24 protein-coding genes are annotated in these 21,999 nt (G+C 64.0%); 12 read left to right on the top strand and 12 right to left on the bottom strand.

Translation table 11 applies throughout. The features are described from left to right. Positions 1 to 103 precede the first annotated feature (103 nt). Entirely contained in the window at positions 104 to 562 is a 459-nt protein-coding gene (locus ACQKPS_RS26410; protein ID WP_427606195.1) for a hypothetical protein, read from the bottom strand. Between the two features lie 147 nt (positions 563 to 709). On the opposite strand from ACQKPS_RS26410, the gene ACQKPS_RS26405 reads away from it, so the two are divergent. Next, positions 710 to 898: a hypothetical protein gene (locus tag ACQKPS_RS26405; protein ID WP_003248064.1), complete on the top strand. Its 189-nt coding sequence runs from the start codon at positions 710 to 712 to the stop codon at positions 896 to 898. Between the two features lie 34 nt (positions 899 to 932). On the opposite strand, the gene ACQKPS_RS26400 is transcribed toward ACQKPS_RS26405, so the two are convergent. After that, positions 933 to 1,307, bottom strand: coding sequence for a fe2+ zn2+ uptake regulation protein (locus ACQKPS_RS26400; RefSeq protein ID WP_427606193.1), 375 nt, complete (start codon positions 1,305 to 1,307; stop codon positions 933 to 935). A gap of 199 nt (positions 1,308 to 1,506) precedes the next feature. On the opposite strand from ACQKPS_RS26400, the gene ACQKPS_RS26395 reads away from it, so the two are divergent. Further along, positions 1,507 to 3,819 carry an acylase gene (locus tag ACQKPS_RS26395; protein WP_427606191.1) on the top strand — a complete coding sequence of 771 codons (2,313 nt, stop codon included), beginning with the start codon at positions 1,507 to 1,509 and terminating at the stop codon, positions 3,817 to 3,819. A gap of 121 nt (positions 3,820 to 3,940) precedes the next feature. On the opposite strand, the gene ACQKPS_RS26390 is transcribed toward ACQKPS_RS26395, so the two are convergent. Continuing rightward, the gene (locus ACQKPS_RS26390) at positions 3,941 to 4,663 is read right to left on the bottom strand and encodes a UDP-2,3-diacylglucosamine diphosphatase (protein ID WP_254485199.1); all 723 of its coding nucleotides are present in this window, start codon (positions 4,661 to 4,663) and stop codon (positions 3,941 to 3,943) included. After that, on the bottom strand, positions 4,660 to 5,160 hold the full coding sequence (locus ACQKPS_RS26385) for a peptidylprolyl isomerase (RefSeq protein ID WP_254485200.1): 501 nt from the start codon (positions 5,158 to 5,160) through the stop codon (positions 4,660 to 4,662). The genes ACQKPS_RS26390 and ACQKPS_RS26385 overlap by 4 nt, the downstream gene beginning before the upstream one ends. A gap of 248 nt (positions 5,161 to 5,408) precedes the next feature. Between ACQKPS_RS26385 and ACQKPS_RS26380 the strand changes: the two genes are divergently transcribed. Further along, the gene (locus ACQKPS_RS26380) at positions 5,409 to 7,112 is read left to right on the top strand and encodes a glutamine--tRNA ligase/YqeY domain fusion protein (protein ID WP_254485201.1); all 1,704 of its coding nucleotides are present in this window, start codon (positions 5,409 to 5,411) and stop codon (positions 7,110 to 7,112) included. Between the two features lie 9 nt (positions 7,113 to 7,121). After that, positions 7,122 to 8,504 (top strand): cysteine--tRNA ligase, encoded by a 1,383-nt coding sequence (cysS, locus tag ACQKPS_RS26375; RefSeq protein ID WP_103447067.1) that lies wholly within the window; start codon positions 7,122 to 7,124, stop codon positions 8,502 to 8,504. 35 nt (positions 8,505 to 8,539) lie between these two features. Here the strand turns inward: cysS and ACQKPS_RS26370 are convergent, their stop codons facing one another. The 6 genes from ACQKPS_RS26370 to ACQKPS_RS26345 all read right to left on the bottom strand — a co-directional run bounded on the left by ACQKPS_RS26370 (position 8,540) and on the right by ACQKPS_RS26345 (position 14,411). Next, positions 8,540 to 9,931 carry a sensor histidine kinase gene (locus ACQKPS_RS26370; protein ID WP_254485202.1) on the bottom strand — a complete coding sequence of 464 codons (1,392 nt, stop codon included), beginning with the start codon at positions 9,929 to 9,931 and terminating at the stop codon, positions 8,540 to 8,542. Then, positions 9,909 to 10,589, bottom strand: coding sequence for a response regulator transcription factor (locus ACQKPS_RS26365; RefSeq protein ID WP_054887312.1), 681 nt, complete (start codon positions 10,587 to 10,589; stop codon positions 9,909 to 9,911). The genes ACQKPS_RS26370 and ACQKPS_RS26365 overlap by 23 nt, the downstream gene beginning before the upstream one ends. A 145-nt stretch (positions 10,590 to 10,734) precedes the next feature. Then, complete coding sequence (locus ACQKPS_RS26360; RefSeq protein WP_427606188.1) at positions 10,735 to 11,754, bottom strand: branched-chain amino acid aminotransferase; 1,020 nt, start codon at positions 11,752 to 11,754, stop codon at positions 10,735 to 10,737. Between the two features lie 181 nt (positions 11,755 to 11,935). Beyond that, complete coding sequence (locus ACQKPS_RS26355) at positions 11,936 to 13,516, bottom strand: ATP-binding cassette domain-containing protein (protein WP_427606186.1); 1,581 nt, start codon at positions 13,514 to 13,516, stop codon at positions 11,936 to 11,938. A 167-nt stretch (positions 13,517 to 13,683) separates the two neighbouring features. Then, a complete protein-coding gene (locus ACQKPS_RS26350; protein WP_054887309.1) occupies positions 13,684 to 14,037 on the bottom strand; it encodes a hypothetical protein in 354 nt (117 codons plus the stop codon). Beyond that, entirely contained in the window at positions 14,034 to 14,411 is a 378-nt protein-coding gene (locus tag ACQKPS_RS26345) for a glyoxalase superfamily protein (protein WP_054887308.1), read from the bottom strand. Before ACQKPS_RS26345 ends, ACQKPS_RS26350 begins: the two co-directional genes overlap by 4 nt. 272 nt (positions 14,412 to 14,683) lie before the next feature. Between ACQKPS_RS26345 and ACQKPS_RS26340 the strand changes: the two genes are divergently transcribed. Genes ACQKPS_RS26340 through ureG form a run of 8 tightly spaced genes read left to right on the top strand, consistent with a single transcriptional unit; the run spans position 14,684 to position 20,258 of the window. Beyond that, the gene (locus ACQKPS_RS26340; protein WP_254485205.1) at positions 14,684 to 15,517 is read left to right on the top strand and encodes an urease accessory protein UreD; all 834 of its coding nucleotides are present in this window, start codon (positions 14,684 to 14,686) and stop codon (positions 15,515 to 15,517) included. Positions 15,518 to 15,526: 9 nt separating this feature from the next. Continuing rightward, positions 15,527 to 15,829 (top strand): urease subunit gamma, encoded by a 303-nt coding sequence (locus ACQKPS_RS26335; protein ID WP_027916767.1) that lies wholly within the window; start codon positions 15,527 to 15,529, stop codon positions 15,827 to 15,829. A 19-nt stretch (positions 15,830 to 15,848) separates the two neighbouring features. Beyond that, complete coding sequence (locus tag ACQKPS_RS26330; protein ID WP_254485206.1) at positions 15,849 to 16,166, top strand: urease subunit beta; 318 nt, start codon at positions 15,849 to 15,851, stop codon at positions 16,164 to 16,166. Then, on the top strand, positions 16,163 to 17,866 hold the full coding sequence (gene ureC / locus ACQKPS_RS26325) for an urease subunit alpha (protein WP_254485207.1): 1,704 nt from the start codon (positions 16,163 to 16,165) through the stop codon (positions 17,864 to 17,866). The genes ACQKPS_RS26330 and ureC overlap by 4 nt, the downstream gene beginning before the upstream one ends. A gap of 10 nt (positions 17,867 to 17,876) precedes the next feature. Beyond that, the gene (ureE, locus tag ACQKPS_RS26320) at positions 17,877 to 18,380 is read left to right on the top strand and encodes an urease accessory protein UreE (RefSeq protein ID WP_254485208.1); all 504 of its coding nucleotides are present in this window, start codon (positions 17,877 to 17,879) and stop codon (positions 18,378 to 18,380) included. Between the two features lie 23 nt (positions 18,381 to 18,403). Beyond that, the gene (locus ACQKPS_RS26315; RefSeq protein ID WP_254485210.1) at positions 18,404 to 18,949 is read left to right on the top strand and encodes a HupE/UreJ family protein; all 546 of its coding nucleotides are present in this window, start codon (positions 18,404 to 18,406) and stop codon (positions 18,947 to 18,949) included. Next, the gene (locus tag ACQKPS_RS26310) at positions 18,949 to 19,623 is read left to right on the top strand and encodes an urease accessory protein UreF (protein ID WP_254485211.1); all 675 of its coding nucleotides are present in this window, start codon (positions 18,949 to 18,951) and stop codon (positions 19,621 to 19,623) included. The genes ACQKPS_RS26315 and ACQKPS_RS26310 overlap by 1 nt, the downstream gene beginning before the upstream one ends. Positions 19,624 to 19,634: 11 nt before the next feature. Next, positions 19,635 to 20,258, top strand: a complete 624-nt coding sequence (gene ureG / locus ACQKPS_RS26305; protein ID WP_027916761.1) for an urease accessory protein UreG — start codon at positions 19,635 to 19,637, stop codon at positions 20,256 to 20,258. Here the strand turns inward: ureG and ACQKPS_RS26300 are convergent. Continuing rightward, positions 20,221 to 21,285 carry a sensor domain-containing diguanylate cyclase gene (locus ACQKPS_RS26300; protein WP_427606180.1) on the bottom strand — a complete coding sequence of 355 codons (1,065 nt, stop codon included), beginning with the start codon at positions 21,283 to 21,285 and terminating at the stop codon, positions 20,221 to 20,223. The two genes, ureG and ACQKPS_RS26300, sit on opposite strands and share 38 nt — an antisense overlap. 51 nt (positions 21,286 to 21,336) lie before the next feature. Then, the gene (locus tag ACQKPS_RS26295; RefSeq protein ID WP_427606178.1) at positions 21,337 to 21,801 is read right to left on the bottom strand and encodes a PDC sensor domain-containing protein; all 465 of its coding nucleotides are present in this window, start codon (positions 21,799 to 21,801) and stop codon (positions 21,337 to 21,339) included. Between the last annotated feature and the right edge of the window lie 198 nt (positions 21,802 to 21,999).

Here is a 21,999-nt window from a genome sequence, read left to right as displayed (position 1 = left end):
AGGCAACGATGTCGCGCGATGTAGGACGTTGCGTCAACGCTGCTTTGCAGGCCCGATTGCTCGTTGGGTTGCATTTCCATCGCGCTAATTAGTGCCCATACCCTTATTCACACGGATAGCTGTTCAGCAGGCTTGCACTTGAGAGATAGGCATGGGCGTTATCCGATTGCCCGTTTGGCAGGGTGCGCCAGTCTATGTCCAGGCAGAGGCTGTTCAATGGCTGGTTATCAAGCATGCCGATGACCCGGTCGGGATAGGTCCGCCGATAGCGGGCGACGGTTTTGCCCAGGGGTTCGACCTGATCCGCCTGTGCCAGCGCCTGGCGAGCCAGTGCGGGCAGAAAGCGCTGCGGGATGGTGAAATAGGGATGACCGGGCCTTGCTTGCAGGTGCCCGGCTGCGCGGCTTCTTTGCCACAGTTGTTGCCACTGGCTGCTGCCAGCATGGGTAGCCAGTTGGTCACCTAGCTTGAGCAATTGCTCAGGCGGCGCCTGGCCGGTGTCGAGGGCCTGAATGGGAAGTGATGGCGTGACCAGTATGACGAGCAGCGCGAACCTGTGCATGGTGCCTCCAGCATGGATTGAGGAAACCCGATGCTTTCAGGCATGCCGTGCCACGCTAAGCAGGAAATACAGCGCTGCAAGGCGTCGACGTTGTATCATTGTCGCCGCTCGTTATGAGCAAATACCCCCGAGTTGAAGGATTTTTCGATGACACACGTGCAGCGCCTCAAATATTCGCTTCTGATCATCCTGGTGGTGCTGGGCCTCATGCTGGGCCTGTCGCATCTGCAGAAGCAAGGCACGATCAGTGAGCAGACCTTCCAGATGCTGGCCATCGCGATTGCCGTGGTCGTGGTCGTGATCAACGGGATTCTGCGGCGCAAGGTCAAGCCCTGACGCCTGCCCGCCGGCAGCGTCAGGCGGTCTGCAATCAGCGTGGCGAAGGCTGTTCAAGCACGGCGCGTGCCTCGGGCTTGAGGCTGTAGCACTTGTCGCTGCCAAGGCTGATCACCCCCTCCGTGCACAGCCGTTTGAGTACCTCGCGCACGCTCAGGAACGACAACGGTATGTCCAGTTGCTCCAGTTGCGCATGTACGCCGCGCACGCCGATGCTGCGCCCGGTGCGGTCTGCGTTGTATAGCGCATCGATCACCTTCAGGCGAATGAGGCTGGTGCGCAGGCCGTAGTTGCGCAGCAGTTCGCGAATCTGCTCGTTGCCGGTGCGCTCGTCCACACAAGCGGCCGCGCCGTTGGCCGCCTGGCCCGGAATGCACCCGGTCTGCAATGAGGGTTGCGGGTCGTACATGTGAATGCTCCTTTTCGTGGACTGTCCCGAAATATGGGTGGCTCACTGATTAGGACGAATGAGCACGGCAAAACTGCAGCCTCTGGCTGTAAAATTTTTGCCGGTGTTTCTTGAAGACGGTTTGCGGCGCCACTGCGCGTAAAATTTTCATCCAGCCATTCGTTTGATCGGGAATGATCCCTGAATCCGAGGAATGCCCGTGTTGTCAATTTCGCGTCCCTTGACCTGTGCCAGCCTGGCGGCTGCCCTGGTCGCCTCCAGCGTAGCCGTGCAGGCGCGGGAAACCGGCGCTGATGCCAGTGCGCAGATCCGTCGCACCAGTTTTGGTGTGCCGCATATCGTCGCCAAGGATGAGCGCGGCCTGGGGTATGGCATTGGCTATGCCTATGCCCAGGACAACCTTTGCCTGCTGGCCAACGAAGTACTGACGGTCAACGGTGAGCGCTCGCGCTATTTCGGCGCCCAGGCCAAGACCCTCGAACAACGCGACAACCTCGCCAGTGACCTGTTCTTCACCTGGCTCAATACGCCGGCGGCAGTCACTGGCTTCATGCAGGCGCAGCCAGCGCAGGTGCGCGAATTGCTGGGAGGTTATGCCAGCGGCTTCAACCGCGCCTTGGCCGAGCGGCGCAAGCAAGGCCTGCCTGCGGAATGCGGCGACGGCCTGTGGGTACGACCGATCACCAGCCAGGACCTGGTCAAACTGACCCGTCGCCTGCTGGCTGAAGGGGGCGTGGGCCAGTTCGCCGAAGCGCTGGCGGGCGCCCAGCCGCCCAGGCTGGGTGCCCAGCGAGCAACCCCTGCCTTTGACGTGGCACTGGCCCAGCAGCAGCGCTTCGCCTCAGAGCGCGGCAGCAACGCGGTGGCGGTGGGGGCGCAACGCTCGGCCAATGGCCGCGGCCTGTTGCTGGCCAACCCGCACTTCCCGTGGATGGGTGGCATGCGTTTTTACCAGATGCAGCTGACCATCCCGGGCAAGCTGGATGTGATGGGGGCCGCTTTGCCTGGCCTGCCACTGGTGAACATCGGCTTCAACCGCCACCTGGCCTGGACCCACACGGTGGATACCTCGACGCACTTCACCCTGTATCGCTTGCAGTTGGACCCCAAGGATCCGACCCATTACCTGCAGGATGGCAAGTCCATCCCTATGGCACGGCAGACCGTGAGCGTCACGGTCAAGGCCACCGATGGCACCCTCAGCCAGATCGAGCGCCAGGTCTACAGCTCCCGTTTCGGGCCGGTGGTGCAATGGCCGGGGCGCCTGGACTGGGACACCCAGGCAGCCTATAGCCTGCGCGATGCCAACCTGGACAACACGCGCGTGCTGCAACAGTGGTACCGCATCAATCGTGCCGACAGCCTGGCGGCCCTGAAAGGGTCCGTCGAGCAGTTGCAGGGCATCCCGTGGGTCAACACCCTTGCCGTCGATGCCGCAGGCAAGGCGCTGTACCTGAACCAGTCGGTGGTGCCTTTTGTCGATCAACAGCTGCTCAGCGCCTGCAGCAACCCGGCGGCGCAAGGCCCTTTGGTGGTACTGGACGGGTCGCGCAGCGCCTGCCAGTGGAAGGTCGATGCGCAGGCCGCGCAGCCTGGCATCTTCCCGGCGCGAATGCTACCGAGCCTGGAGCGCAGCGACTTTGTGCAGAACTCCAACGACCCGGCCTGGATGGCCAACCCGGCCCAGCCGTTGACCGGCTTCTCGCCGTTGATCAGTCGCAGCGACCAGCCGCTGGGCATGCGCGGGCGTTTTGCCCTTGAGCGCCTGCAAGGCAACGCCAAGCTGGGTGTCGACGACTTGCAGCGCATGGTGCTCGATGACGACGTTTACCTTGCCCGCCTGGTGCTGCCCGACCTGCTGCAGTGGTGCAAAGGGGCTGAGGCCGACGTGCAGGCCGTGTGCGTCAGCCTCGCAGCCTGGAATGGCAAGGCGGATGTGGACAGTGGTGTCGGCCTGGTGCATTTCCAGAACGTGGTCGAGGCCATGGCCAGGCACCCGCAAAGCTGGCGCGTGGCTTTCGACCCGGCAGACCCGCAGCACACCCCGCGTGGCCTGGCGGTTGAGCAGGCGGCAGTACGCAAGCTGCTGCGCGAAGCGGCCTTGGTGTCGTTGCAGCAAGTGGCCAAGGCCGGTGTGGAGGAGGGCAGCCGTTGGGGGCAGATCCAGCAGGCTGCCGATGGCACGCCGGTGCCGGGCGGGCCGCAGCAGCTTGGGGTGTATAACGCGATGTTCAGCGTGCCGCACGGGCCGGGCAAGCGCCTGGTGGTCAGCGGTACCAGCTATCTGCAGCTTGTCAGTTTCACTGAGGACGGGCCACAGGCACGTGGGTTGCTGGCCTTCTCCCAGTCCAGCGAAGCGGGCTCGGCGCATTTCAGCGACCAGACCAAGGCGTTTTCGGCCAAGCAGCTGGCGGCGATGCCGTTCACCGAGGCGCAGATCAAGGCGGACCCGGCGTATCGGCAGTATGTGATCAGTGAGCGGGACGAAGGAGCGGTGGCCAGCCGGCCTTGAGACGCTAACCTGCTCCGGCCTCTTCGCGGGTAAACCCGCTCCCACAGGTATCGCACCGCCTGTAGCTTTTGTGCGGTACTTGTGGGAGCGGGTTTACCCGCGAAGAAGTTGGAATGGACTTTCAGGAGAACTCGAACGGCTCCAGGGCAAAGCCTTGCCCATCGACCTGCAGGGTCCAGCCCCGTCGGTCCCAATCCCCCAGCACGATGCGCCGGGCCGGTTCGCCTTCCACCACCAGCTTGTGAATCGCCGGCCGGTGGGTGTGGCCATGCACGAGCGTGCGCACGCCATGGGCCGCCATTACCTTCGGCACTTCTTCCGGCGTGACGTCAACGATTTCGGTGGCCTTCATGCGCGTTTGCGCACGGCTTTCGCTACGCAGCTTGCGTGCCAGTTTCTGCCGGGTGGCCAGCGGCAGGTGCCGAAGGATCCACAGGCTGACCGGGTTGCGCAGGTAACGGCGCATCTTCATGTAGGCCAGGTCGCGGGTGCACAACGTGTCGCCGTGCATCAGCAGCACCTGTTCACCGCCCAGCTCGATCACGCTCGGGTCGGCCAGCAGTGTGCAGCCAGCGGCCGTGCAGAAGCCCTGGCCAATCAGGAAGTCGCGGTTGCCATGCATCAGGTAGATCGCCGTGCCGCTGTCGCTGAGCTGGCGCAAGGCCTGGCAGATCGACTGCTGGAACGGTGTCATGGCGTCGTCGCCGATCCACGCTTCAAAAAAATCACCGAGGATGTACAACGCCTTGGCGTGACGGGCGCGGCCGTCGAGCAGATCAAGAAACGCCCGGGTGATGTCCGGGCGTTCTTCTTGCAGGTGCAGATCGGAGATCAGCAGGATCACTCAATGATCTCGGCTTTCTCGATGATCACGTCGTCTTTCGGCACGTCCTGGTGGCCAGCCTTGGAGCCGGTGGCAACTTTTTCGATCGAATCGACGATTTCACGGCCTTCGGTCACTTCGCCGAACACGGCGTAGCCCCAACCCTGTACGTTCTTGCTGCTGTGGTTGAGGAAGTCGTTGTCGGCGGCGTTGATGAAGAACTGCGCCGAGGCGGAGTGCGGCTCCATGGTGCGGGCCATGGCAATGCTGTACTTGGTGTTCTTCAGGCCGTTGTCGGCTTCGTTCTGGATGCTGGCACGGGTCTTCTTCTGGTTCATGCCGGCTTCGAAACCGCCGCCCTGAATCATGAAGCCCTTGATCACACGGTGGAAAACGGTGCCGTCGTAGTGGCCGTCCTTGACGTACTGAACGAAGTTCTCGGTGGTCAGCGGCGCTTTTTCGGCGTTCAGTTGCAGAACGATGTCGCCGTGGTTGGTGGTCAGTTTGACTTTGGACATGCTGAAATTCGCTCTTTCAAGGCATACGGGAATAGGGTGCGCAGGGCGCGTTTAGTCACCTGACGCAGGATCGGGCAACCGCGACACATGTTCATGGTTCATGGCGCGCAGCGGCCATTTTGCATGGATCGCGATAAATCGCGCCAGTTTATCGGTGCCCGGCTGTCAGCAGCTTGACTGCTTCGGCTATGATAGGCCCTTTGATTCAATCGGCCTACCCAGGCCGGACACGTGCATTCAAGGATCCTATGAGCAAGCCCACTGCCGACAACGCGCCCAACGCCGCTGCCAAAGGCGCCCCCGCTGTCCCTGCGAACTTCCTGCGGCCGATCATCCAGGCCGACCTGGACTCGGGCAAGCACAGCAGCATCGTCACCCGCTTCCCGCCGGAGCCCAATGGCTACCTGCACATCGGCCACGCCAAGTCGATCTGTGTCAACTTCGGCCTGGCCAAGGAGTTCGGCGGCGTCTGCCACCTGCGCTTCGATGACACCAACCCGGCCAAGGAAGACCAGGAATACATCGACGCCATCCAGCGCGATGTGAAATGGCTGGGCTTCGACTGGGCCGGCGAGGTGCGTTATGCCTCCAACTACTTCGACCAGCTGCACGACTGGGCCGTTGAGCTGATCAAGCGTGGCAAGGCCTATGTCTGCGACCTGACCCCTGATCAGGCCAAGGAATACCGTGGCAGCCTGACCGAGCCCGGCAAGAACAGCCCGTTCCGCGAGCGCGGCGTCGAGGAGAACCTCGACCTGTTCGCGCGCATGAAGGCCGGCGAGTTCAAGGATGGCGAGCGCGTGCTGCGTGCCAAGATCGACATGGCGTCGCCGAACATGAACCTGCGCGACCCGATCCTCTACCGCATCCGCCATGCCCACCACCACCAGACCGGTGACAAGTGGTGCATCTACCCTAACTACGACTTCACCCACGGGCAGTCGGACGCCATCGAAGGCATCACCCACTCGATCTGCACCCTCGAGTTCGAAGGCCACCGCCCACTGTACGACTGGTTCCTCGACAACCTGCCGGTACCGGCGCACCCGCGCCAGTACGAGTTCAGCCGCCTGAACCTGAACTACACCATCACCTCCAAGCGCAAGCTCAAGCAGCTGGTGGACGAGAAGCACGTCAGTGCCTGGGACGACCCGCGCATGTCGACCCTGTCTGGCTTCCGCCGCCGCGGCTATACGCCGGCCTCGATCCGCAACTTCTGCGAAATGATCGGTACCAACCGTTCCGATGGCGTGGTCGACATGTCGATGCTCGAATTCAGCATCCGTGACGACCTTGACCGCACCGCGCCACGCGCCATGTGCGTGCTGCGCCCGCTGAAGGTGGTCATCACCAACTACCCGCAGGGCCAGGTCGAGCAGCTCGAACTGCCGCGCCATCCGAAGGAAGACATGGGCGTGCGCGTGCTGCCGTTCGCCCGCGAGCTGTACATCGACCGCGACGACTTCATGGAAGAGCCGCCGAAGGGTTACAAGCGCCTGGAGCCGGCCGGTGAGGTGCGCCTGCGCGGCAGCTACGTGATCCGCGCCGACGAGGCGATCAAGGATGCCGACGGCAACATCGTCGAGCTGCGCTGCTCGTACGACCCGGACACCCTGGGCAAGAACCCGGAAGGCCGCAAGGTCAAGGGCGTGATCCACTGGGTGCCGGCCGAAGGCAGCGTCGAGTGCGAAGTGCGCCTGTACGACCGCCTGTTCCGCTCCGCCAACCCGGAGAAGACCGAAGACGGCGGCAGCTTCCTCGACAACATCAACCCGGATTCGCTGCAAGTGCTGACCGGCTGCCGCGCCGAGCCATCGCTGGGCCAGGCGCAGCCTGAGGACCGCTTCCAGTTCGAGCGCGAAGGCTACTTCTGCGCCGACCTCAAGGACAGCCAGCCGGGTCGCCCGGTGTTCAACCGCACCGTCACCCTGCGTGACTCCTGGGGCAGCTAAGGAACCGCCGTGCTTACCATCTACAACACGTTGAGCAAGACCAAGGAAGCCTTCAAGCCACTCGATGGCAACAAGGTGCGCATGTACGTGTGCGGCATGACCGTGTACGACTACTGCCACCTTGGCCACGGCCGCAGCATGGTGGCGTTCGACCTGGTGACCCGCTGGCTGCGTAAAAGCGGCTACGACCTGACCTACGTGCGCAATATCACCGACATCGACGACAAGATCATCAACCGCGCCAACGAAAACGGCGAGGCGTTCGACGCGCTGACCGCGCGCATGATCGACGCGATGCACGAAGACGAGCGCCGCCTGAACATCCTCAAGCCGGACCTGGAGCCGCGTGCCACCGACCATATCGCCGGCATGCACGCGATGATCCAGACCTTGATCGACAAAGGCTACGCCTACGCGCCGGGCAACGGCGACGTGTACTACCGGGTCGGCAAGTTCGTCGGCTACGGCAAGCTGTCGCGCAAGAAGATCGAAGACCTGCGTATCGGCGCCCGCATCGAGGTCGACGAGGCCAAGCAGGACCCACTGGACTTCGTCCTGTGGAAAGGCGTCAAGCCGGGCGAGCCTTACTGGGATTCGCCGTGGGGCCCGGGCCGTCCGGGCTGGCACATCGAGTGCTCGGTGATGTCCACCTGCTGCCTGGGCGAAAGCTTCGACATCCACGGTGGCGGCAGCGACCTGGAGTTCCCGCATCACGAGAACGAGATCGCGCAGAGCGAGGCGGCCACTGGCAAGCAGTACGCCAACAGCTGGATGCACTGCGGCATGATCCGTATCAATGGCGAGAAGATGTCCAAGTCGTTGAACAACTTCTTCACCATTCGCGACGTGCTCGACAAGTACCACCCGGAGGTGGTGCGCTACCTGTTGGTGGCCAGCCACTACCGAAGCGCGATCAACTACTCCGAAGACAGCCTGCGCGATGCCAAGGGCGCGTTGGAGCGCTTCTATCATGCACTGCGCGGCCTGCCGCGGGTTGCCGCCAAGGGTGGCGAGGCGTTCGTCGAGCGCTTCAGCGTGGCGATGAACGACGACTTCGGTACCCCGGAAGCTTGCGCCGTGCTGTTCGACCTGGTGCGCGAGATCAACCGCCTGCGTGACAGCGATGTCGATGCGGCGGCGGGCCTGGCCGGTCGCCTGCGGGAGTTGGGCGATGTGCTGGGTGTGCTGCAACTGGAGGCCGATGACTTCCTGCGTGCCGGCGCCGAAGGCAAGGTCGATGCGGCGGAGGTGGAAGCCCTGATCCAGGCGCGTCTGCAGGCGCGTGCGGACAAGAACTGGGCTGAGTCTGACCGTATCCGTGACCAGATCACGGCCATGGGCGTGGTGCTGGAAGACAGCAAGGGTGCTACTACCTGGCGTCTGGCCGACTGATCGGCGTAATTGGGGCTGCGCAGCAGCCCCAAAATTTATTTGGCGAGCCCGGCCAATGGGCAGTGCAACACCAGCTTCGCCCCACCCAGCTCGCTCTCGCCAATCTCCAGCCCGAACCCGTGCAGGTCAACGATCGCCGCAACGATCGACAGTCCCAGGCCGAACCCGGAATGACGGTGGCCTTCCTCGCTGCGATAGAACCGCTTCAACACCGCAGCGCGTTCCTCTTCGGGAATCCCCGGCCCGCTGTCTTCGACAGCAATGTGCACCCCCAGCTCATCCTGAGTCGCCTTGATGGCAACCCGGCCGTCTTCGGGCGTGAACTTGATGGCATTGCCCACCAGGTTGGCCAGCGCTTCGAACAGCAACTCGCGATCACCGTGCAGCGCCGGTAACTGGGCCGGCTGTTCCAGGTTGAGGCGAATGCCGCCATCTTCGGCCAGGGGCAGATAGAAATCGTGCAGTTCCACCAGCAAGTCGTGCGGATCAAGCTGAACGAAGCCGGCGCGGCGCTGGCGGTCTTCCAGCTCACTGATGCGCAGCAGGCCACGGAAGCGCGCCATCAATGTGTCCGTCTCGCCGATCGCCTGGTCCAGCGCTTCGGCTTGTGGTGAATCGTGCGCGCTTTGCTGACGAATACGGTAAAGCTGTGCCCGCAAGCGGGTCAGGGGCGTGCGCAAGTCGTGGGCGATGTTGTCGCATACGCCTTTGACTTCGTGCATCAGCCGCTCGATGCGGTCGAGCATGGCGTTGACGATATCGGCGAGCATGTCCAGCTCATCGCGGCGCGCTGACAGCGGTAAGCGGTGGGTGAGGTCGCCGGCAACGATCAGCTCGGCCTGGGCCTGAATGGCACGAATGCGCTTGAGCGGGCGGCGCCGTAGCAGGTACCAGCCGGCAAACCCTGGAATCAGGGTCAGCGAGATGCCCCACAGCAAGGCGTGCAGGATGATGCGGGTCACCACGAACAACGAGCCATTGTCGCGGAACAGGACCAGCCAACGGCCATCTTGCACCCTGATCGCCACCGCATCACAGCTGTCACGTGGCATGTGCGGGTCATCGGCATCCAGGCAGCGCTTGAGTTCGTGCACCTTGCCGTCCAGGCCCAGGTCCGGGGGGATCGCGCGAATCCGCCCGCCCACCGGGTTGAACTGGGCATCGAACAGGCCATAGGCATCGAAACTGCGTTCTTCGAACGCCTGGCTGGCGACCAGGGCGTCGTCGAGCTGTTTGCCACTCATGTGTGCGAACAGGTGCTGGCGCTGCAGCATCGAGTGGCGGGTCAGCTTGTTCAGGTAGCTGGACACCTCGAAATACAGCACCCCCATGAGGATGCTGCTCCAGGCCACGAAGAGGAAACTGTACAGCGCCAGCAGGCGGCTGGTGGACGAGCTCCAGCCCTTAGACGGGTTCAGCAATGGCATAGCCCGAGCCCCGTACCGTACGGATCAGCGGCGACTGGCCGGGGGAGTCGATTTTCTTGCGCAGGCGCCCGATGTGCACGTCGATCAAGTTGGTGCCCGGGTCGAAGTGGTAACCCCAGACTTCCTCGAAGATCATCATCCGCGTGATCACCTGGCCGCTGTGGCGCATCAGGTATTCCAGCAGCTTGTACTCGGTGGGTAGCAAGTTGAGGGTCTGCTCGCCGCGGCGGGCTTCGTGGCTGATCAGGTCCAGCTGCAGGTCGGCGACCTGCAGGCGGGTCTGGGTCATGGGTACACTGTTGCGGCGCAACAGCACTTCGACCCGTGCCGCCATTTCGTCGGAGGCGAACGGCTTGGTCAGGTAGTCGTCGCCGCCGGCGCGCAGGCCGCGCACGCGCTCGTCCACGTCGGACAGGGCGCTGATCATCAGGATCGGCGTGGTGATTTTCAGGTTGCGCAGGGTGGTGACGATCGTCAGGCCATCGACCTCGGGCAGCATCCGGTCTACGGTGATCAGGTCGTAACCGCCGGCGATGGCCTTGGCCAGGCCCTCGCGGCCGTTGTCGGCCCAATCCACTTCCAGGCCGTGGCTGGAGAGTTCGGCGACGATTTCCTGGCCGGTGACGGCGTCGTCTTCGATGGTCAGTACGCGTGGCATGCTCGTTCCTGGGCGTCTATAGAAGACTTGATTGTGCCAAAGAATAGCCAAACGGCGATTTAAGAAAAATTCATCTACGCCGGGTAAAACAAAACGGGGCATGCCAGTGTCTGGCATGCCCCGTCGATCAGCGTGGCGCAGCGTCTCAGGCGACCTTGACGATCCAGCCGGCTGGCGCTTCGACGTCGCCGCTCTGGATGCCGGTCAGCTCGCTGTAGAGCTTCTGGGTGACCGGGCCGACTTTTTCCAGGTCGTGGAACACGTGCAGCTTACCGTTGTACTCGATACCACCGATCGGGGTGATCACCGCAGCGGTACCGCAAGCGCCGGCTTCGACGAAGCGGTCGAGCTTGTTGATCTCGACGTCGCCTTCGATCACGGTCAGGCCCAGGCGCGATTGTGCCAGTTCCATCAGCGACAGGCGGGTGATGCCTGGCAGTACCGAGGCGGATTTCGGGGTGACGAATTCGTTGTTGGCGGTGATGCCGAAGAAGTTGGCCGAACCGACTTCCTCGATCTTGGTATGGGTCAGCGGATCGAGGTAGATGGCGTCGGCGAAGTTGGCCTTCTTGGCCTCGGCGCCTGGCTGCAGGCTGGCCGCATAGTTGCCACCGACCTTGGCTGCGCCAGTGCCCTGAGGGGCGGCACGGTCGAAGCTGGAGATCTGGAAGTTGTGCGGTTTCATGCCGCCCTTGAAGTACGAGCCAACCGGGATGGCGAAGATCGAGAAGATGAACTCGGGGGCGGTGCGCACGCCAATGTTGTCGCCGGTGCCGATGACGAACGGGCGCAGGTACAGCGCGCCCTTGCCGTGCGGCGGTACGAACTTCTCGTTGGCCTTGACCACTTGCTTGCACGCTTCGATGAAGACATCGGTCGGCACCTGCGGCATCAGCAGGCGCGCACAGCTGCGCTGCATGCGGGCGGCGTTCTGGTCTGGGCGGAACAGGTTGATCGAGCCGTCCTTGCAACGGTAGGCCTTGAGGCCTTCGAAGCATTGCTGGCCATAGTGCAGGGCGGTGGAGCCTTCACTGATGTGCAGCACGTTGTCTTCGGTCAGGGTGCCTTTGTCCCACTCACCATTGCGCCATACGGACAGGTGGCGCTTGTCGGTCTTGATGTAGTCGAAACCCAGCTTGTCCCAGTTAATGCTCTCGTTACTCATGACACCCTCGATTGTCTTGCAAGTGCCCGATCGCTCGGGCTGCTGTTATATGCGCACCACGCCACGATAATACAAACCTCGCGACTCGGGAACCGTGGCAGCGGCCTTGAGTCGCGAAAGGCGGCGAAGCGCCCCCGGTCCAAGGGCCAGGTCGCAGCCCTGTTGCGACACAGGTTCGCTCTCACATGAGATGCACGTAACCGTCAAGTTTCAGACGTTCGAGAAACACAGCATCATGGGAGCTGACCAGCAAGGCCCCCTGGAACCGGTCCAGCATGCGTTCCAGGGCTTCCAGCGAAGGCAGATCGAGATGATTGCCGGGCTCGTCGAGCAGTAACAGATCAACCGGTCGTTCGCCGTACAGGATTGCGGCCAGTGCCGCCTTGAGCCGCTCGCCACCGCTCAGCAGGCCGCTGGGCAGCTCGATGCGAGAAGCATCCAGGCCCAGTTGGGCCAGGCGAGTGCGCAAGGTGGCCTGGCCCTGCGTCGGGTTGGCCGCTGACAGGTGATCAAGTGCGCTGTGCCGGCTCGGCAAGGCGCTGCAATGTTGGTCGAGCAACGCCACTTCGCCGTTTTGGTGCAGTTCGCCGGCCTTGAGCGGCAGATTGCCGAGCAGCACCTGGAATACAGTGGACTTGCCGCTGCCATTGGCTCCGGTCAGGGCCATCCGTTGGCCCAGGCACAGGCGCAGGTCGATCGCCTGGGCGCTGCCCCTGGGCAGTCGCGCCCCTTGCAGCCGCAACACTTCACCTCCCGCATGGCGTCGAGGTGCTGGCGGGTGAACCACGACCGGACTGTCCTGCTCGACGTGGCGAGCCGCCTCGCACACCTGCGCCTGTAGCTCTTGCAGGGCCGTGCGGTGGTCGCGCCGTTGCTTCCCTGCGGTGGCCTGGCTGCGCTCCTGTTGGCGGTCGACGAGAATTTTCGCCTGGTTGGCATGCTTTGCCTGGCGGCTGGCGCGTGCTTGGTGGCGTTCCAGGCGTTCGCGTTGGCGCTGCAGTTCGCGGGCCTGGTGCAGGCGTTCCTGTTTGGCGCGGTCGAGTGCCTGCAAGGCCTGTTCGCGCTGCTCAGCCTTGTTTCGTTCATAAAAGTCGTAGTCGCCGCCGAACGATTGCAGGCCCAGGCCCGACAGTTCGACGATGCGCATCATGTACCGAAGCAGTTCGCGGTCATGGCTGATGACCAGCAATCCCTTGTCCCAGGCCTGGAGCATGCGCAGCAGTTCGGCGCGACCCTTGCGGTCCAGGTGGTTGCTGGGTTCGTCGAGGATCAGGTAATCGGCCTCGCTAAGCCAGGCACCAAGCAGGGCGACCCGCATGGCCTGGCCGCCACTGAGGCGGGCGATCGGGTCCTGGTGGTCGAGGTGCCCCAAGCCCTGCTGTTGCAGGTGCTGGTGCAGCTGCTCGCGAATGTTCCAGCGCTCGCCCACGGTCTCGAAATCGTCCGGGTTGACTCCGCCTTGCTCTATGCGCTCCAGCGCAGCGATCACTTCGCCAACCTGGGCCAGGTCGGCCACCCGCAGGCTGTGTTCGATCGCCCGCTGGTCCAGGTAATAGACCCGCCCATGGCGCAGGCAGCGGCCACTGCTGGGCTCGCGCCGGCCGGCCAGCATCTGCCCGAGCATGCTCTTGCCCACGCCGTTACGCCCGACCAGGCCGGTACGGCGTTGATCGAGCGACAGGTTGAGATCGGTGAACAGAGACCTGCCATCAGGCAAGGTCAGGGAGACGCTGTCCAGCGTCAGGATCGACGTATTCGTCATGCACAACTCCACTCATGCCGCAACATCTCCGGTGGTTGCCGGAGCCTGAAGACTGGCCGTCGAAGGGACGGCGGCATCAATGGCGCATTGGACGAATACCTCGTGGAAGTGGATGCGAAAGCCTAACCGAGCGGCGAGAGCGGGTAAAGGCCCGCCTGGCCACTTCCTCAACGCAGGCGCCTGTTCCAATCACCTGCATGGCTGCGCGAGCAGGCTTCTTCACTGTCGAAGCGCACATGCCAGGCCACGTGGTCCAGCTTTACCCCCGCCGTGTCGAGTGCCTGGGCCGTCAGCGCCAGCATGCGTGCCTTCGCCTCACCCGCCAGCGCTGCTGCTTTATCGGCCTCGCGCTCGAACACCCAGGTAATGCGCAGGCTGGCCGGGAAATCAGCGGGGGCCAGCCGATGGGTCAGCCAGGTGAAACCGACGATCTCGCCCTTTGCAGTTTCGCAGGCATCGGTCAGGCAGGCGACCAGCTCGCGCTCCAGGCGTGCCAGGTCGCGCTTGCTCATGGCTTTCACTGGGCATCCTCATCATCAATCTGCTGGCAGAAGCGCAACAGATTGCCGAACGGGTCGCGGATCTGCATCTGCAGGCCCCAGTCGACACGTTCGGCCTGAGGTCGGGCATAGCCGTACTGCTTGTCCAGCAGTTCGCGCTGCAGTGCCAGCAGGTCTTCGGTACGGGCGAAAACGGTCGAGCCCGGGCAGGCGTCACCGTGGTGTTCGCTCAGGTGCAGTATCAGGCCGTCGCGGTGGATCTGCGCGTACAGCGGCAGGTCCGGGCTGAAGCGGTGTTCCCAGTCGAGCTGAAAGCCCATGAACTCGAGATAGAACTCCTTGGCCTTGTCGACCGAGAAAATACGCAGGACCGGAATGGCAGGGGCGAGGGGCATGGCGGTTCCTTGGCCGAAGGTAGAACAAAGACTTTAGCGCAGCACCGAAACAGGGCCAAGTGCCGCCCCCGCAATGGGCGATGCATACCCGTATGCCCCATGCCAGAGCCGTCGCCGTGAAGATTTCATGTTCATTCACCTGCGTAGTTGGCCCGCAACCTGCTATATCCAGCCAGCGAAATTTGATCGAGTGGTCAGTCTGCGGTTGCCCGAATAGGCCACGCATGACCCTCAAAACGGCCGTCAGGCCACGGATACCAAGGGGCCGCAGGATGTCGCTCGCGGAGCAGATCGAACCATCGGAACAGGACGCCGGCTGGAGCGCGCACTTGAAATTGCGCTTCGTCGAGCGCAATGGCGTGACCCGCCTTGGTGCGCGTCGGCATTTCGGCCCGCTTTTGGTGCAGCGACCGTTCTATCCTGAGGGGGCGCCGTGCCACGTTTATGTGCTGCACCCGCCCGGCGGTATCGTCGCCGGTGACCGGCTGGAGCTGGACATTCACCTCGAACCCGGCAGCCATGCGCTGCTGACCATGCCTGGCGCAAGCAAGTTCTACCGCAGCATCGGCCCCACCGCGCGGCTAGCCCAGCGCTTTCACCTGCAGGCCGGCAGCACACTGGAGTGGCTGCCCCAGGACAGCATCTTCTTCAATGGCGCCCGGGCCAGCCTCGACAGCCGCTTCACCCTCGAACCCGGCGCCAGGCTGCTGGCTTGGGAAACCCTGTGCCTGGGCCGGCCGGTGATGAACGAGCGCTTCGAGCAAGGTGCACTGGACAGCCGTTTGTGCATCGAGCTGCCAGGCGACCCCGGCCTCCATGAGCGCCTGCGTATTACAGGCGGGCAACTGGCCAAGGTCGGTGGCCACCCGCTGGTCGCCACATTCTGCGCCTCGCCTGCAGACACTGCCGTGCTCGAACAGGTGCGCGCGCTGCTCGACGAACTTGACACCCCCGCAGGCGCCACCTTGCTCGGTTCGCTGCTGGTGATCCGCCTGCTCGATCACGACAACCAACACCTGCAACACACCCTGCAGCGCCTCTGGCATGCCCTGCGCCCGGCCGTTCTCGGCCTGGCCGCATGCCCGCCGCGCATCTGGGCCACTTGAGAGAGCGCCATGGAGCTGACCCCGAGAGAGAAAGACAAACTGCTGCTGTTCACCGCCGCGCTGCTGGCCGAACGGCGGCTGGCCCGTGGCCTGAAGCTCAACTACCCGGAGGCGGTGGCGCTGATCAGCGCTGCGGTGCTCGAAGGGGCCCGCGATGGTCGCACGGTGGCCGAGCTGATGAGCCTGGGCCGCGAAGTGATTGGCCGCGAGCAGGTCATGGAGGGCGTCGCCGAGATGCTGCATGACGTGCAGGTCGAGGCGACCTTCCCCGACGGCACCAAGCTGGTGACCGTGCACGACCCTATCGTCTGACCTGGAGCAGGAGTCCAGCATGATCCCAGGTGAAATTCAGGTCGCCGCTGGCGACATCGAACTCAACATCGGCCGTGAAACGGTCAGCGTCAGCGTGGCCAACCATGGCGACCGGCCGGTGCAGGTCGGCTCGCATTACCACTTCTTCGAGGTCAACGATGCACTGGTGTTCGAGCGTGAACCGACCCGTGGTTTTCGCCTCGATATCCCGGCTGGCACCGCTGTGCGCTTCGAGCCGGGCCAGGCGCGCACCGTGCAGCTGGTGGCCTACGCCGGCAAGCGTGAAGTGTACGGCTTCCAGGGCAAGGTCAATGGCGCACTGGAGGGTAGGGCATGAGCCGTATTTCCCGTAGGGCCTATGCCGACATGTTCGGCCCCACCGTCGGCGACCGCGTTCGCCTGGCCGATACCGCGTTGTGGGTTGAGGTCGAAAAGGACTTTACGATCTATGGCGAAGAGGTCAAGTTCGGTGGCGGCAAGGTCATCCGCGACGGCATGGGCCAGGGCCAGATGCTCGCGGCCGAGGCCATGGACCTGGTGCTGACCAATGCGCTGATCATTGATCACTGGGGCATCGTCAAGGCCGATATCGGCGTCAAGCGCGGGCGCATCGCTGCCATCGGCAAGGCTGGCAATCCCGACGTGCAGCCGGGCGTGACCGTGCCGGTCGGCCCAGGTACCGAGGTGATCGCTGCCGAGGGCAAGATCGTCACCGCCGGCGGCATCGATTCACACATTCACTTCATCTGCCCGCAGCAGGTCGATGAGGCGCTGACCAGTGGCGTCACCACCTTCATTGGCGGCGGCACCGGCCCGGCCACCGGTACCAATGCGACCACCTGCACGCCGGGGCCCTGGTACCTGGCGCGGATGCTCCAGGCCGCCGATTGCCTGCCGATCAACATCGGCCTGCTGGGCAAGGGCAACGCCTCGCGCCCCGAGGCGCTGCGCGAGCAGATCGCCGCCGGTGCCGTGGGCCTGAAGCTGCACGAGGACTGGGGCTCGACCCCGGCCGCCATCGATTGCTGCCTGGGTGTGGCCGAAGAGATGGATATCCAGGTGGCGATCCACACCGACACCTTGAACGAGTCGGGCTGTATCGAAGACACCCTGGCTGCCATCGGTGATCGCACCATTCATACCTTCCATACCGAAGGTGCCGGTGGCGGCCACGCCCCGGACATCATCCGTGCGGCAGGGCAGGCCAACGTGCTGCCGTCCTCGACCAACCCGACCCTGCCGTACACGGTCAACACCGTCGACGAGCACCTCGACATGCTGATGGTCTGTCACCACCTGGACCCGAGCATTGCCGAGGACGTGGCCTTCGCCGAGTCGCGCATCCGCCGCGAGACCATCGCCGCCGAAGACATCCTCCACGACATGGGCGCCTTCGCCATGACCTCATCCGACTCCCAGGCCATGGGCCGGGTCGGCGAAGTGGTGCTGCGCACCTGGCAAGTGGCGCACCAGATGAAACTGCGTCGCGGCCCGCTGGCGCCGGACAGCGCATACAGTGACAACTTCCGGGTCAAGCGTTACATCGCCAAGTACACCCTCAACCCGGCACTGACCCACGGCATCGCCCATGAAGTCGGTTCGGTGGAAGTGGGCAAGCTGGCCGACCTGGTGCTGTGGTCACCGGCGTTCTTCGCGGTGAAACCGGCCTTGGTGATCAAGGGCGGGATGATCGCCACCGCGCCAATGGGCGACATCAACGGTTCGATTCCAACCCCGCAGCCCGTGCACTACCGGCCGATGTTCGGTGCCTTGGGTGCGGCCCGTCACGCCACGCGCATGACCTTCCTGCCCCAGGCCGCCATGGACCGTGGCCTGCACCAGGAGTTGGGGCTGCAGAGCCTGATCGGCGTGGCGCACGGCTGCCGCCGGGTGCGCAAGGCCGACATGGTCCACAACACCTTGCAGCCGGTGATCGAAGTCGATTCGCAGACCTACCAGGTGCGCGCCGACGGCGAGTTGCTGGTGTGCGAGCCGGCCAGCGAACTGCCGCTGGCCCAGCGTTATTTCCTGTTCTGAAGGAGTGAAGATGATTGTCCTGACCCGTCGGATCGAGGCATCCGAGACCGTCACCGGTACTGTGACCCTGGATGTCGACAGCCGCATAAAGAGCCGCCTGCGCGTGGTCCTCGATGACGGTCGCGAAGCCGGCCTGATGCTCGAGCGTGGCCACCTGCTGCGCGGCGGCGAGCTGCTTGCCGATGCCGCAGGCAGCCAGGTGATCCGCATCCTCGCTGCACCTGAAGCGGTGTCGACGGTGCGTTGCGACGACCCGCATCTGCTGGCCCGTGCCGCCTACCACCTGGGTAACCGCCATGTGCCTTTGCAGATCGAGCCAGGCCTGCTGCGTTACCAGCACGACCATGTGCTCGACGAGATGCTGCGCGGCCTGGGCCTGACGGTGCTGGCCGAGCAGGCACCGTTCGAGCCTGAAGCCGGCGCCTACCAGAGCGCACCGCACAGCCACAGCCACAGCCACAGTCACAGCCATGGCAACGACCATCCGTTCGTGCGCCTGCCAGCCCATTCCTGAATCCCTCATCCAAGGAGCCCACCATGAAAAAGACTTTCGCCCTTGCCCTGCTGATGGTCGCACTGCCAGCTTTCGCCCACCCCGGTCACGACGGCAACCCGCTGCAGGATGGCTTGCTGCACCCGCTGACCGGTCTTGACCACCTGCTGATGCTGCTGGGTACCGGTGTGCTGGCTGCGCTGACCCGGCGCAACCTCGCCCTGCCACTGGCCACCCTGGCGTCGATGTTCGCTGGCGCCGTGTGCGGCCACCTGTTCGGCGATGTGCTGGGCATGGAAAGCATGATTGCCGTGTCGGTGCTGGTGGCTGCCGTTGCCGTGCTGCTGCCGAGCCGTCAGTTGCTGCTGGCCCTGGCCATGCCGGTGTTTGCCTTGTTCCACGGCTGGGCGCACGGCGTGGAAGCCACGCCAAGCGCCTTCTGGATGTTCAGCGCTGGCTTCGTCACGGTCAGCGGCCTGCTGCTGGCCGTCGGCTTCGGCGTCGGCTGCCTGCTGCGCCGCCACAGCGGCCTGCAGAAGGCCTTCGGTGGCGGCATGCTGGCGGGCGCCGCACTGGTGCTGGCCGGTTGATGAACAGCGACCTGGCACTGCTGCGCCTGCTGCAGCTGGCCAGCCCCGGCCTGCCGGTGGGCGGCTTCACCTACTCGCAAGGCTTGGAGTGGGCCGTCGAGGCTGGCTGGGTGCGTGACACTGCCAGCTTCAGCGCCTGGCAACGGGAGCAGCTGCAGGACACCCTGGCTTGTCTGGATTGGCCGGTGCTGGCGCGCCTGTATCGCGCCTGCGAGGCCGGCGATGCACAGGCGTTCGGGCACTGGAGCAGGTTCCTGCTGGCCAACCGCGAAACCGCCGAGCTGCGCCTGGAAGAACAGCAGCGCGGCTCGGCCCTGGCGCGCCTGCTCGATGGCTGGCAGCTGGGCCAGGAGCCGGCCTGGCGTGCCAGCCTTGAACTCAGCCAGCTCGGCGGCATGGCCTGGCTTGCCGCCCATTGGCAGATCCCGCTACGCCAGTTGGCCCTCGGCCATGCCTTCGCCTGGCTCGAAGGCGCGGTGATGGCCGGGGTCAAGCTGGTGCCGTTCGGCCAGCAGGCGGCGCAGACCCTGCTGCGCGACCTGGGTGCTGAACTGCCCGGCGTGCTGGACCAGGCCCTGGCCTTGGCCGATGACCAGCTCGGCGGCGGCCTGCCGCTGCTGGCAATCGCATCTTCGCGTCACGAAACCCAATACACCCGTTTGTTCCGTTCCTGAGGACTGCCTACATGCAAAGCTATCAGCAACCCCTGCGCGTCGGTGTCGGCGGCCCGGTCGGCTCTGGCAAGACCGCGCTGCTCGAGTGCCTGTGCAAGGCCATGCGCGACCACTACCAGATCGCCGTGGTCACCAATGACATCTACACCAAGGAAGACCAGCGCATCCTCACCGAGGCCGGTGCCCTGGAGCCTGAACGGATCGTTGGCGTCGAGACCGGTGGCTGCCCGCACACCGCGATCCGCGAAGATGCCTCGATGAACCTGGCTGCCGTCGAAGCGTTGGCGCGCAAGTTCGGCAACCTTGAAGTCATCTTCGTCGAGAGCGGCGGGGACAACCTCAGCGCCACCTTCAGCCCTGAGCTGGCCGACCTGACCATCTATGTGATCGACGTGGCCGAAGGCGAGAAGATCCCGCGCAAGGGGGGGCCTGGCATCACCAAATCGGACTTCCTGGTGATCAACAAGACCGACCTGGCACCGTACGTGGGGGCTTCGCTGGAAGTCATGGAGCGCGATACCCAGCGCATGCGCCCGCAGCGTCCCTGGACCTTCAGCAACCTCAAGAAAGGCGAAGGCCTGCAAGCTGTAATCGACTTCATCGTGGAGCGGGGGATGCTGGGTGTGAGGGGCTGAAGTCCAGCACCTCGACGCGGTTGCGGCCATTCTGCTTGGCCTTGTACAGCATCTCGTCGGCCTGCTTGAGCAGGGTCTCGGCCTGTTCGGTGTCGGGCTGGCGGCAGGCCACACCGACCGACAGGGTGAGTTTGCCGCAGTGGGGCGTGTCGGCCTGTTCGACCGCCTCACGGATGCGCTCGGCGATTCGCCGGGCATCGGCCAGGGTGGTATCGGGCAACAGCATGGTGAACTCCTCGCCGCCTACCCGGCAAGGCAGGTCATGCAGGCGGGAATTCTGCCGCAGTACTTCCCCCAGGTGCTTGAGTACGTCATCGCCGGCGTCATGGCCATAGGTGTCATTGACCCGCTTGAAGAAGTCGATGTCCAGGGCCAGCACAGCATAGGCCCGCTCGCTTTCCATCAAGGCATCCAGTGCCAGTTGCAGCGCCCGTCGGTTGGCCAGGCCGGTAAGCGCATCGCTCTGGGCTTCCTGGCGCAGCTTGCCGAACTTTTCCTGCAACAGGCGTTCGGCAGTGATCAGCGCGCGGCGGATGGCAGCGGCTTCGACATACCAGGCGTTGATGCCGTGCAGTTCATTGGCGGTTTCGCTGGCTGAAAGGTGCGTGGCCCCGTGTGCCAACTGGCGCAGCGGCTTGATCAGCCAGTACGTCACCCACAACATCAGGAGAAAGCCGATCAGGCTGGCCGGAACAATGTACAACAGCACTTTGCGCATCAATTCATGCAGCGGGGCCAGCGCCAGTTCGCGTGGCTGCTGGGCGACGACTGCCCAGTGCGTGTCAGGCACCGGGGCGAAGCCGGCGAGCATGGGAATGCCGATGTAGTTGGGTGCATCGAGGTTACCGGTCTCGCCGCGCAGGGCTGCCTCGATGGTCGGGCTGCCGGTGGCCAGGGCGCCGATGCGCTCATGGTCGGGGTGATACAGCAGGCGTTCGTTGGCGTCGGCGACGAAGGCAAACGTACCGTCATGCTGGTAGTGCTGGCCGATCACCGTGTGCAGTTCGCTTTCTTTCTTGAGAAACACCGAGCCACCGACAATGCCCAGATAGCCGCCGTCGGCGGCGAAGATCGGCTCTTAAATGAACACCACCAGTTCGTCACCCCGTGATGTGTAGGCGGGGCTGACCAGTGGCTTGCGCGCATCGATGGCCTGTTGAACCTCCGATGATCGCTGGCGGTGGCTGAGGATCTGGCGAGCATCCGGGTACGCCACCCGCACTTGCCCTTGCGCATCGACGATGACGATAGAGTTGAAGTCTTCATCCTGGGCTTGCAGGCGCTTGGCTTCGGCTTGCAATAACGCCCGGTCGTCCAGGCCGCCGGCAAGCTGCGAGGCGCTGTAGTTCAGGTGGCTACGGGCCGAGCGCAGGAACTCGGTGATGCTCAAGGCCACTTTGCTGGCATACGCCTGGTTGGCCTGCAGGGAGAACTGCACCAAGGTGTTGTACTGCACCCGGTAGGCGACATACAGGGCATTGCCCAGCGTCGCCAGGCAGGCCAGCACGACGATGCCGAGTACCAGGGTTCGCAGGTCGATCATGGGCAAGCGCTTGGGCATGGTGGGCCTGTCTGGCAAGGGTGACGGGCTCAAGTATGGACGGTTTCTGCCCGGCTGCTGCCCAAGTGCCGCTGCCGGGTGCCTGTGAGATCGAGCGCCGCCCGCGCGGCGCATCGCGGATAAATCCGCTCCTACATTTGTTGCAACGTGCCGAACCTGTTACGCCATGGTTGTCAGCCT

Origin of the sequence: Pseudomonas sp. NPDC086566, from assembly GCF_050280885.1 — a bacterium.
Lineage (GTDB): Bacteria > Pseudomonadota > Gammaproteobacteria > Pseudomonadales > Pseudomonadaceae > Aquipseudomonas > Aquipseudomonas vlassakiae.
The sequence above is the reverse complement of the archived record's forward strand: the minus strand, read 5'-3'. Positions and strand labels throughout refer to the sequence as shown.